This is a genomic window from Massilia alkalitolerans DSM 17462, from assembly GCF_000427785.1.
Classification (GTDB): Bacteria; Pseudomonadota; Gammaproteobacteria; order Burkholderiales; family Burkholderiaceae_D; genus Telluria; species Telluria alkalitolerans.
On sequence record NZ_ATYR01000012.1, the window covers coordinates 150,006 to 160,540 of the forward strand.

Below are 10,535 nucleotides of genomic sequence, written 5' to 3' on the forward strand. Positions count from 1 at the left end.
ACGAGTCGGTGGTGCTAAGGTTTTCCTAGCTATTCCAGCGTCGCGTAACGCACCTTGTCCAGCCACTCCAGCAAGGGTATCGTCGCCGGCAATAATGGACTGACGCTGTACCCGCCCTGCCACGCGAAGGCCTGCCCTTCCAGGCTTTGCGGCTCGCCCTCCCATTCGCGGCAGATGTAGAAGTACAGGCGCACGTGCGCATGCTCGTACACGTGCTCGACGCAGCACCAGGCATCGCCGCTGAGCACCCGCACGCCCAGTTCCTCCACGAATTCGCGCTGCAGCGCGTGGAAGATGTCCTCGCCCGCTTCGACTTTCCCGCCCGGGAATTCCCAGTAGCCGGCATAGGGCTTGCCTTCCGGACGCTGGCCCAGCAGCACGTCGCCGTTGGGGCGCATCAGGATGCCGACCGCGACGTCGACCGGTTTTGCCTTCACTTCATTCATCAGATTCTTTATCCGGCAGCCTGCCAGCATAGTCCTTCGCAAATTGCCACGCCACCCGGCCAGAACGCGAACCGCGCTGCAAGGCCCACTGCAGCGCCTCCATCCTCGCCGATTCGATTTCCTCCGGCGTGCAGCCGAAGCTGGCCAGCCAATGGGCGACGATGCCCAGGTAGTCGTCCTGCTTGAAGGGGTAGAAGGAGAGCCACAGGCCGAAGCGTTCCGACAGCGAGATCTTCTCTTCGACCGTCTCGCCCGGATGCAGGTCGCCGTCGTCGCCATGGGTGTAGCCGGCGTTGTCCGACATCTTTTCCGGCATCAGGTGGCGCCGGTTCGAGGTCGCGTAGATCAGCACATTGTCCGAAGCTGCTGCGATGCTGCCGTCGAGCGCCACCTTGAGCGCCTTGTAGCCGGCCTCGCCTTCTTCGAAGGACAGGTCGTCGCAGAAGATCACGAAGCGCTCCGGCCGTCCCGCCACCAGGTCGACGATGTCGGGCAAATCGGCCAGGTCGGCCTTGTCCACCTCGATCAGGCGCAGGCCCCGCTCGGCGAAGCCGTTCAGGCAGGCCTTGATCAGCGAGGACTTGCCGGTGCCGCGCGCGCCGGTCAGCAGCACGTTGTTGGCCGGGCGGCGCAGCACGAACTGCTTCGTGTTCTGCTCGATCGCACGTTTCTGGGCGTCGACGTGCTGCAAATCCTCGAGCCGGATGGTCGAGGCATGCAGCACCGGCGCCAGGTATTTGCCGCCACCGCCGGCGCCGCCAGGGCGCTTGCGCCAGCGGAAGGCAAAACTGCGCTTCCAGTCCGGCTCGCGCGGCAGCGCGGGCGGCAGCACCGCTTCGACCCGCGCCAGCAGGGCTTCGGCGCGGTGCAGGAACTGTTCCAGAGGCGTCATCGATTACGAGCGATAGTCGGCGTTGATCGAGACGTAGTCGTGCGACAGGTCGCAGGTCCAGACGGTGGCAGTGGCGTCGCCGCGGCCGAGCGTCACGCGCACGGTGATCTCGGACTGCTTCATGACGCGCTGGCCGTCCTCTTCCTTGTAGTCCGGATTGCGCCCGCCGGCCTTGGCCACCCACACGTCGTCCAGGTAGAGATCCAGCTTGGTGGTATCCAGGTCGTCGACGCCGGCGTAGCCGATCGCGGCCAGGATGCGGCCCAGGTTCGGGTCCGAGGCGAAGAAGGCGGTCTTGACCAGCGGCGAGTGCGCGATCGAGTAGGCAATCTTGCGGCACTCTTCCACGCTCCCACCCTGTTCCACCGCGATGGTCATGAACTTGGTCGCGCCTTCGCCGTCGCGGATGATCTGCTGCGCCAGGTTGCGCGAGATGTCGGTGACCGCTTCCTTCAACGCTTCGTATTCAAGGCCGCTGGCGGCATCGATGCTCAGGCTGCCCGCCCCGGTGGCGACGACGATGAAGGAATCGTTGGTCGATGTGTCGCCGTCGATGGTGATGCTGTTGAAGGAATGGTCGGCCGCGTGCTTCACCAGTTCGTCCAGCACCGGCTGCGCCACGCGCGCGTCGATCGCCAGGTAGCCCAGCATGGTCGCCATGTTCGGCTTGATCATGCCCGCGCCCTTGCTGATGCCGGTCATGGTAACAAGATGGCCGCCGATCGTGACGGTGCGCGAGGCGGCTTTCGGTTGGGTGTCGGTGGTCATGATCGCCTCGGCGGCGTTGAACCAGTTGTCCGCCTTCAGGTTCGACACGGCAGCCGGCAGGCCGGCCACGATCTTCTGGATCGGCAGCTGCTCGAGGATCACCCCGGTGGAGAACGGCAGCACCTGCTGCGCGTCCAGGCCGAGCAGCTTCGCGACTTCGGCGCAGGTGGCCTGCGCGTTGGCCAGGCCCTGCTCGCCGGTGGCGGCGTTGGCGTTGCCGGTGTTGACCACCAGTGCGCGAATCGGCTTGCCGCCATTCGCGACGGCTGCCAGGTTGGCCTTGCTCACCTGGACCGGCGCGGCGCAGAAGCGGTTGGTGGTGAAGACGCCGGCCACGGTCGCACCTTCGGCCAGCTTCATCACGAGCAGGTCCTTGCGATTGGGCTTCTTGATACCGGCTTCGGCAAAGCCGATTTCAATGCCGTTGACGGGTTTCAGGTCGGCTGCGACTGGCAGGGGGGAATTGACGGCCATGGCGATCTCTTAAAAGAAAAGATAGGTAATCCGATATTGTACTGCCAGCGGCGGGTACGGCGAGCAGGCCTGTCCGGCCAGGGTGTCGCGCCCGCTTTTATGCGGTGCGCATAAAGCGATAACCCCCACTTACACCCTCTTAATCTGCGTGTATGTACCGACTTTTAGTGGCGCATTGAGCACGATTCATTTCTGCCGAAATATTGCTTTAAATCAAACCCTTACCGTTTCCCGATCTGGAGTATGCATATACTCGACAGGCCTGGAAACGGCATGTTCTTGCGTCCTTCCAGGCACCCTTTCCGGCCCCATGCCGGAGCTTATTCAAACAAGACTGGAGACAACAATGAAGCAAAGCGTCAAGGCGCGGCTGGCGGCCGTGCTATGTGCAGCACTCGCGGGAGCGGCGGCATCGCCACTCGCCTTCGCCGACGGCAAGCCGGTCGAGCTGACCACATCGGCGAAACAGTACAAGCAGTACTTCCGGGAAGCCTCGAACGAATTCAACGTGCCGGTCGAACTGTTGCAGTCGATCGCCTACGCCGAAACGCGCTGGCACCCGCACGTCCCCAACGGCCAGCTCAAGAAAAACGGCGAGCCCGAGGTCGAAGTCGAATCGCACGAGGGCATGCCGATCAGCTACGGCATCATGGGCCTGCGCGACGACAATCACTTCGGCCACTCCTTGCGCGAAGGCGCGGCCCTGATCCGCGTCACGCCGGAGCAGGCCGCCTCGGACACGCGTTCCAACATCCGCGCCGCCGCCGCCCTGCTCGCCCACTACGGCGCCCGCAAGAACAAGGGCTTCCCGCTCGCGGACTGGGAAAGCGCGGTGGCCCGCTACAGCGGCATCCCGCAGCCCGAGATCGCGAAGATCTACAGCTACGAAGTGCTGACCGCGATCCGCCAGGGCCGGCGCAGCGACAAGTTCGAGATCGACCAGAAGCACGTCGAGATGGAGAAAGCCTACGGCAAGGAGCGGCTGCGCAAGCTGTCCGCGCGCCGCATCACGGTGGAAACCGGCACGCCCGATCCGAAGATTTCGGCGCCGGATTTCGTTGACACCCCGAACAAATAATAACGAAGCAGAATACGGAGACAACATCCATGAAGAACATGATGCGCGGCTCATTTGCCAGGCTCCTCGCTGGCCTGTGTTTGATCGCGTCGGCCCAGCCGGCGCTTGCCTCCACCGACTATCCGCCGGCCATCTGGAACCCGGCCGCCAGCTGCAATTATTCCGCCCGCACCGCCTCGGTCAGCCACGTGACCGTGCACACCACCCAGGGCTCCTACGCCGGCTCGATCTCCTGGTTCCAGAACTGCAGCGCCGGCGTCAGCGCCCACTATGTGATCCGCTCCTCGGACGGCCAGGTGACCCAGATGGTGCGCGAGGCCGACAAGGCCTGGCACGTGGGGAACTCGAACGGCTACACCATCGGCATCGAGCACGAGGGCTACGTCGCCAACCCATCCGCCTGGTACACCACCGCGATGTACAACGCCTCGGCGGCGCTGACCAAGGACATCCTCGCCTCGCGCGGCCTGGCGCAGAAGGTGTATGACGGCAGCAGCGGCTGGAGCGCCGTGCCCTCGGACTCGCTGTACAACGTCAAGGGCCACGTCAACTACGCCAGCCAGAGCCATACCGACCCGGGCTCGGGCTGGGACTGGCCGCGTTATAAGTCGCTGGTGGCCGGCAGCACCTCGGGCGGCGGCACCACCACCACCTGGCCGCTGGTCCAGTACGGGAACACGGGCGAGCGCGTGCGCACCATCCAGTACCTGCTGCAGCAGTGGGGCTACACGCTCACCGTGAACGGCAGCTTCGACACCACGACCCAGAACGCGGTGAAGAACTTCCAGTCCTCGCATGGCCTGGGCGCGGACGGCGTGGTCGGCAACGCGACCTGGCCGGCGCTGACCATCCTCACCCAGCAGGGCGACTCGGGCGCCAAGGTGCGCGCGGTGCAGAGCCAGCTCAACGAGAGCGGCGCCGGCATCACGGTGGACGGCGCCTTCGGCCCGGCCACGGCGACCGCCGTGAAGAACTTCCAGACCTCGAAGGGATTGAGCGCCGACGGCGTCGTCGGCGACAACACCTGGAACAAGATGGTCTGGTAAGCCGGCGGTGTGCGAAGATGCTTGACCCTCACGCAAGGTGAGGGTCCAGAGTAGCGCTACGCATAAAGACGGGGGAGAAGCTCGATGTTGAAAGTGGGAGAACTTGCGGCGCGCGCCGGCCTGACGGTCCGCACGCTGCACCATTACGACAGCATCGGGCTGCTCTCGCCTTCCGCGCGTTCCGATGCCGGCTACCGCCTCTACAACCGCGACGACGTGGCGCGCCTGCAGCAGATCCAGGCCCTGCGCGCGTTCGGCATGGCGCTGGCCGACATTGGGGCTTACCTGGACAGTCCCGCCGCCTCGCCGCTGGCCATCGTCGAGCGCCAGCTCTCCAGCCTCGACCAGCAAATTACGCAGGCGCGGCACATGCGCGAACAGCTGCTGCGCCTGCGTTCGCGCCTGGCTGCCGGCGAGGAGACGGACCTGTCCATCTGGCTAACTACCCTGGAGCAGATGAACATGTACGAAAAACACTTTTCGAAGGAAGAACTGGCGCGGCTGCCGCTGTACCAGAACCCCGAGGCCCAGGCCGAATGGCAGGAGCTGGTGCGCCACGCCCAGTCGCTGATGAATCGCGGCGTCGCGCCGGATACGCGCGAGGCCAGGGCTTTTGCCGAGCGCTGGCTGGGCTGCGTGGAGCGCGACAGCGGCGGCGACCCCGCCTTCATCCTGCGCCTGACCGCCATGGCTGGGCAGGATCCGGAAGCGCAGAAGGAGATGGGCTTGACGCCCGCGCTGCTGGCCTACATGCGCACGGCGATCGCCGAGCTGCGCTTCGGCATCTACGCGCGCTACCTGCCCGAAGCGACGCTGCAGCGCATGCGCCGCCACGAAGCTTCTCACTCGGACGAATGGATCGGGCTGGCAATGAAGATCCGCGCATGCATGGGGGCCGACCCGGATGCGCAGTCCGCAGAGGCCTTGGCGCTCACGCGGCAGTGGTTCGCGCTGTTCCATGACATGGTCGGCGACGACCCGGAGGTAGTGGCGCAGTTCCGCCGCGCCGGCAGCACGGAACCGATGCTGCACCTCGGCACCGGCATCGGCGACGATGTGATCGGCTTCTTGCGCCGGGCCATGCAGAACATCCAGGCGCAGGCCGCCAACGCGTAAGCGACAGGGACGCGGTGCTGTTCAGCGCGGAATCGACAGCGCCAGCGTCTCTTTCAGCTCTTCCATCACCACATAGCTCTTCGACTGGCCGGCGTCGGCCACGTGCAGGATCTCGCCCAGCAGGCGGCGGTACTCGGACATTTCCGGAATGCGGGCCTTGATCAGGTAGTCGAAATCCCCAGATACGAGATGGCACTCCATTACCTCGGGAATGCCGAGCATCGCGCGGCGAAAGCGGTCGAAGGCTTTTTCGGACTTCTGGTGCAGGGTGATCTCGACGAACACCAGGATCTGCAGGCCCATGGCCTGGGGATTGACGCGCGCATGGTAGCCGGCGATCACGCCGTCGCGCTCCATGCGCTTGACCCGTTCGATGCAGGGCGTCAGCGACAGCCCGACCTGCTCGGCCAGGTCTTTCATGACGATGCGCGCGTCGTCCTGGAGAATCGACAGGATGTGCAGATCGATCTTGTCGAGGACGCGGTGGGAGTTCTTCTGGACGCGCATGAAGTTTCACTGAAAACGTGTGTAATAACAGGAACCATTATTTCACCACCACCTGTATCATGGCAATCTTTTCTGAATCCGGCTTCTTTCTTAATCAGGACTCCTCATGCGCGTTCTCGTACTGGGCAGCGGCGTGGTCGGCGTGACCACCGCATACTATCTGGCCAAGGCAGGCCACGACGTCACCGTCATCGACCGTCAACCCGGCCCTGCCCTGGAGACGAGTTTTGCCAACGCCGGCCAGATCTCGCCGGGCTATGCCTCGCCGTGGGCGGCGCCGGGCATTCCGCTGAAGGCCGCGAAGTGGCTGTTCCAGAAGCACGCGCCGCTGGCGATCCGTCCGGACGGCTCGCTGTTCCAGCTCCAGTGGATGTGGCAGATGTACCGCAACTGCACCGCCGACCGCTATGCCGTCAACAAGGAGCGCATGGTGCGCCTGGCCGAGTACAGCCGCGATTGCATCCGCGAACTGCGCGCCGACACCGGCATCGAATACGAAGGCCGCAGCCTGGGCACGATCCAGCTGTTCCGCACCCAGCAGCAGCTGGAAAGCGCGGGCAAGGACATCGAAGTCCTGAAGGACGCCGGCGTCGACTATGAACTGCTGCTCGGCCACGACCTCGGCAAGGCCGAGCCGGCACTGGGCTCGCACGGCACCCTGGTGGGCGGACTGCGCCTGCCGAACGACGAGACCGGCGACTGCCAGATGTTCACCACCCGCCTGACCGCGATGGCGCGCGACCTGGGCGTGCGCTTCGAGTTCGACACCGATATCCAGGCTCTCGACATCTCCGGCGACCAGATCACCGGCGTGCGCACCGACAAGGGCCTTCTCATGGCCGACCGCTACGTGCTGGCGCTGGGCAGCTACTCGCGCCTGCTGCTCAAGCACCAGTTCACGCTGCCGGTCTACCCGCTCAAGGGCTACTCGATCACCGTGCCGATCACGGACGCGAGCCGTGCGCCGGTGTCGACCATCCTGGACGAGACCTACAAGATCGCCGTCACCCGTTTCGAAGACCGCATCCGCGTGGGCGGCATGGCCGAGATCGCGGGCTACAGCAAGGTCCTGAACCCGGCGCGCCGCGAAACCCTGGAAATGGTGGTCAACGACCTGTTCCCGGGCGCCGGCGACACCCGCCAGGCATCCTTCTGGACCGGCCTGCGCCCGATGACGCCGGACAGCACCCCGGTGGTCGGCGCCACCCCGCTGCGCAACCTGTTCACCAACACCGGCCACGGCACCCTGGGCTGGACCATGGCCTGCGGCTCGGCCAGCGTGATCGCAGACCTGGTCAGCGGCAAGAAGCCGGCCATCCGCGCCGACGACCTGGCGGTATTCCGCTACGCCGGCACCCCGCAACGCGGCGCTTCGCCCGAACTGGTCAAGGCCTGACGCGCCGATGGTGGATTCTGTGGATGCGTCCCGCGCCGGGGCGCGGCTGACGGTCGACCTGGGCGCGATCCGTGACAATTACCGGCTGCTGGCCGGGAAGACCAAGGGCGCCTGCGCGGCCGTCATGAAGGCCGATGCCTACGGGCTCGGCATGGAACAGGTGGCGCCCGCATTGGCCCTGGTAGGCTGCAAGACCTTCTTCACCGCCCACCTGGAGGAAGGCATCCGCCTGCGCCAGCTGGTGCCCGAGGATTGCGCGATCTACGTGCTGCATGGGCCGCCGCCGGGCACGGCGAAGGACTGCTTCCAGTACGACCTGCGGCCGGTGCTGAACGATCCCGGGCAAATCCAGGAATGGCGCGCGCTGGCGCGCACCCTCGACCGCGAGCTGCCGGCCGCGATCCAGCTCGACACCGGCATGTCGCGCATGGGACTGGCGCCGGAAGACCTGCTGGCGCTCTCCAAGGACCGCGACTGGCTGGCGGGCGTGCGCCCTGCCCTCGTGATGAGCCACCTGGCCTGCGCGGACGAGCCCCTGCACCCCTTGAACGAGGCGCAGCGCCAGCGCTTCGAGGAGCTGCGCCAGCTGTTCCCGGGCGTGCCGGCCAGCCTGGCCAATTCCTCGGGCGTGTTCCTGGGTTCCGCCTATCACTACGACCTGCTGCGCCCGGGTGCGGCGCTGTACGGCATCAATCCGCAGCCAGGTATGCCGAATCCGCTCAGGCAGGCGGTGTCGCTGCATGCGCGCGTAGTGCAGGTGCGCAGCGTCTGCGATGGCGCCGTGGTGGGCTATGGCGCGCACCACGCCTGCACCGGCGAGCAGCGCATCGCCACCATTGCCGTGGGCTATGCCGACGGCTGGCTCCGTTCGCTGTCGGGACGCGGGTTTGCCTTCGTGGACGGCGTCAAGGTGCCGATCGCAGGGCGGGTGTCAATGGACAGCATCACGCTGGACGTGACCGGGATTGCGCCGGAGCGCGTGGCGCCTGGTTCGGAAGTAGAGCTGATGGGTGCGCACCAGCCGGTGGACGAGGTGGCGGCGCTGGCGGGGACAATCGGGTATGAGGTGCTGACGCGCCTGGGCAGCCGCTTCCACCGGCGCTACACCTGAACCGACCCAGGGCCGGCATCGCCGGCCTCATTCGGCCTGCCTGCCAAGGAAATCCGCATACAGCCGCGCAGTTTCCTTCGGCGCTTCCATCATCGGCAGATGGCCGATCCCCGGAAGGATGCGCAGGTCCGCGTGCGGCAACCGTGCTTTCAAGGCCTGCGCGCCCGAAACGTCGAATACCCTGTCCTCGGCGCCCCATAGTGCCAGGGACGGCGCTGCCACCTTGCCGATGTGCTCCTGCAGCAGGTAGCGGTTCTTCAACTGCTCGTCCCAGATCCTCCGGTTCGATCCGGCATTGGCAATCGCCTCCTGTTCTGCCGCATGGAGGATGGGATAAGGCAGCAGGGGCCGGTCCGCAAATACCAGATCCAGCATGGCCTGGAATTCCCCCGCGTTGCGCGCCACCAGTGGCGCCCGGCCGGCATCGATCGACTTGTCCATCTCGCTGGGCGCCGCCGAACGAATGCCATGGGGCGCACCGATGAATGCCAGGCTTGCCACCCGCTCCGGATAGCGGACGGCGAACAGGGCGGCAATCGTGCCTCCCATGGAGTTTCCGGCGAGGTGGGCGCGGTCGATGCCGAGCGCATCCATAAACTGCCGTAGCCGCTCCGTTTGCGCTGCATAATCGTACTTGCGGTCGGCGTGCCGGCCACTTTCGCCAAAGCCCGGCAGGTCGGGAACGACGACGTGGTAACGATCGGTGAGACCGCGTGCGAAGTCGACCCAGTGGTCTTTTTCGACAAATATGCCGTGCAGGAGCAGCACGCTTTCGCCACGTCCACCCTCCAGGAAATGGAGTTCGTGCCCGTCGACAGGGCGGGGCTTCTCTTCAAGGCTGGAGAGGCTGCGATTCAGGGCCAGCAAAGACTCCCTCAATGGCTCGGGGGTGATGTAGGACGCGGCGGTCAGGGCCAGGAGCAACGCCGCCGGCCACAGGATGAAATGCTTCACGCGTTACTCCTTTCTGAAGCCCGGCAACTATTTTCTGGCCGAGGACGCACTACCGATGGTCAGGATCAGGCCGGTCAGCAGGATGGGGCTAGTCGCGCTGCCGTCGCCAACGAACATCGACAGCATCGCGCCCGCAGCCGTCACGGCCATCACGCGTGGCCAACGCTGCCCACGGAACCGGAACATGAGGTACAGCGCAACGACGCCTATCAGCGTCAATGAAAGAACCCAGTAGGAAAGATCATTCATAATGACAGGAAAGCTTGAGCCGAACATGAGCAGCATACCTGTGTTTGGGATATGAAATGTCATGCAATCCCACACCATGCGATGCCGGTACTCGACCATAAAAAATCTATGGTCCCCCTCCTTTTTGCAAGCTGATTTTGTATGATGTAGTTGGCTTGCTCAAATCTATCCGGCGTCATGTTGGAGACTTGCTCCGCGCCACGATGAGAGTTCGCGCCTGATGGGTCCTAAGAAAGCCCGCGGCTTGATGAGCCGATTTTTTAGCCAGGTTATCCGTCAGGCCTGTGTGCCGTTCATGTCATCCAGTATCAGCGTCGCAAAACCAGGTAGATGGTTNGGTACAGCAAGCTCGGGAGGCCGTCACAGCGATGTGACGGCCTCTTGCATTTTGTATTCGGTATGGTGTGCCGCCATGGCCCAGGCTGTGCGGGCCAGCTTGTTCGCTAGTGCGCACGCCACGACGTTGGAGTGTCGTCGCTCCAGCATGGAGCGGACCCA

The 10,535-nt window shown here is 64.9% G+C and carries 11 protein-coding genes and 1 pseudogene; 5 read left to right on the forward strand and 7 right to left on the reverse strand.

Annotated elements, in window-relative coordinates:
• Nucleotides 1-29: 29 nt before the first annotated feature.
• From YWC_RS0114350 to argJ, 3 genes are read right to left on the reverse strand one after another with little or no spacing between them, the layout of a single operon-like run.
• A complete protein-coding gene (locus YWC_RS0114350) occupies nucleotides 30-446 on the reverse strand; it encodes an NUDIX domain-containing protein (protein WP_027866009.1) in 417 nt (138 codons plus the stop codon).
• Nucleotides 439-1,338 (reverse strand): ATP-binding protein, encoded by a 900-nt coding sequence (locus tag YWC_RS0114355; RefSeq protein ID WP_027866010.1) that lies wholly within the window; start codon nucleotides 1,336-1,338, stop codon nucleotides 439-441. The genes YWC_RS0114350 and YWC_RS0114355 overlap by 8 nt, the downstream gene beginning before the upstream one ends.
• Nucleotides 1,339-1,341: 3 nt before the next feature.
• Entirely contained in the window at nucleotides 1,342-2,580 is a 1,239-nt protein-coding gene (gene argJ, locus YWC_RS0114360; protein ID WP_027866011.1) for a bifunctional glutamate N-acetyltransferase/amino-acid acetyltransferase ArgJ, read from the reverse strand.
• Between the two features lie 346 nt (nucleotides 2,581-2,926).
• Between argJ and YWC_RS29400 the strand changes: the two genes are divergently transcribed.
• From YWC_RS29400 to YWC_RS0114370, 3 genes are all read left to right on the forward strand, one after another.
• Entirely contained in the window at nucleotides 2,927-3,658 is a 732-nt protein-coding gene (locus YWC_RS29400) for a transglycosylase SLT domain-containing protein (RefSeq protein ID WP_036214390.1), read from the forward strand.
• A gap of 29 nt (nucleotides 3,659-3,687) precedes the next feature.
• Entirely contained in the window at nucleotides 3,688-4,704 is a 1,017-nt protein-coding gene (locus tag YWC_RS29405; protein ID WP_084416432.1) for a peptidoglycan recognition protein family protein, read from the forward strand.
• A gap of 84 nt (nucleotides 4,705-4,788) precedes the next feature.
• Entirely contained in the window at nucleotides 4,789-5,820 is a 1,032-nt protein-coding gene (locus YWC_RS0114370) for a MerR family transcriptional regulator (RefSeq protein ID WP_027866012.1), read from the forward strand.
• A 21-nt stretch (nucleotides 5,821-5,841) separates the two neighbouring features.
• Here YWC_RS0114370 and YWC_RS0114375 read toward each other — a convergent pair whose 3' ends face one another.
• Entirely contained in the window at nucleotides 5,842-6,327 is a 486-nt protein-coding gene (locus YWC_RS0114375) for an Lrp/AsnC ligand binding domain-containing protein (protein WP_027866013.1), read from the reverse strand.
• 106 nt (nucleotides 6,328-6,433) lie between these two features.
• Between YWC_RS0114375 and YWC_RS0114380 the strand changes: the two genes are divergently transcribed.
• Entirely contained in the window at nucleotides 6,434-7,723 is a 1,290-nt protein-coding gene (locus YWC_RS0114380) for a D-amino acid dehydrogenase (RefSeq protein WP_027866014.1), read from the forward strand.
• A 19-nt stretch (nucleotides 7,724-7,742) separates the two neighbouring features.
• Nucleotides 7,743-8,834 carry an alanine racemase gene (alr, locus tag YWC_RS0114385; RefSeq protein ID WP_229413106.1) on the forward strand — a complete coding sequence of 364 codons (1,092 nt, stop codon included), beginning with the start codon at nucleotides 7,743-7,745 and terminating at the stop codon, nucleotides 8,832-8,834.
• 27 nt (nucleotides 8,835-8,861) lie between these two features.
• Here alr and YWC_RS0114390 read toward each other — a convergent pair whose 3' ends face one another.
• The 3 genes and pseudogenes from YWC_RS0114390 to YWC_RS32825 all read right to left on the reverse strand — a co-directional run.
• Nucleotides 8,862-9,788 (reverse strand): alpha/beta fold hydrolase, encoded by a 927-nt coding sequence (locus YWC_RS0114390; protein WP_027866016.1) that lies wholly within the window; start codon nucleotides 9,786-9,788, stop codon nucleotides 8,862-8,864.
• Nucleotides 9,789-9,815: 27 nt separating this feature from the next.
• A complete protein-coding gene (locus YWC_RS0114395) occupies nucleotides 9,816-10,100 on the reverse strand; it encodes a hypothetical protein (RefSeq protein WP_156923679.1) in 285 nt (94 codons plus the stop codon).
• Nucleotides 10,101-10,397: 297 nt separating this feature from the next.
• Nucleotides 10,398-10,535, reverse strand: a pseudogene (locus YWC_RS32825) (IS110 family transposase); the annotation flags it as partial.

What these genes read in the sequence shown, in the direction of transcription:
- YWC_RS0114350 (WP_027866009.1), bottom strand. Translation starts at nt 446, where the DNA reads ATGAATGAAGTGAAGGCAAAACCGGTCGACGTCGCGGTCGGCATCCTG.
- YWC_RS0114355 (WP_027866010.1), bottom strand. Translation starts at nt 1,338, where the DNA reads ATGACGCCTCTGGAACAGTTCCTGCACCGCGCCGAAGCCCTGCTGGCG.
- argJ (WP_027866011.1), bottom strand. Translation starts at nt 2,580, where the DNA reads ATGGCCGTCAATTCCCCCCTGCCAGTCGCAGCCGACCTGAAACCCGTC.
- YWC_RS29400 (WP_036214390.1), top strand. Translation starts at nt 2,927, where the DNA reads ATGAAGCAAAGCGTCAAGGCGCGGCTGGCGGCCGTGCTATGTGCAGCA.
- YWC_RS29405 (WP_084416432.1), top strand. Translation starts at nt 3,688, where the DNA reads ATGAAGAACATGATGCGCGGCTCATTTGCCAGGCTCCTCGCTGGCCTG.
- YWC_RS0114370 (WP_027866012.1), top strand. Translation starts at nt 4,789, where the DNA reads ATGTTGAAAGTGGGAGAACTTGCGGCGCGCGCCGGCCTGACGGTCCGC.
- YWC_RS0114375 (WP_027866013.1), bottom strand. Translation starts at nt 6,327, where the DNA reads ATGCGCGTCCAGAAGAACTCCCACCGCGTCCTCGACAAGATCGATCTG.
- YWC_RS0114380 (WP_027866014.1), top strand. Translation starts at nt 6,434, where the DNA reads ATGCGCGTTCTCGTACTGGGCAGCGGCGTGGTCGGCGTGACCACCGCA.
- YWC_RS0114395 (WP_156923679.1), bottom strand. Translation starts at nt 10,100, where the DNA reads ATGACATTTCATATCCCAAACACAGGTATGCTGCTCATGTTCGGCTCA.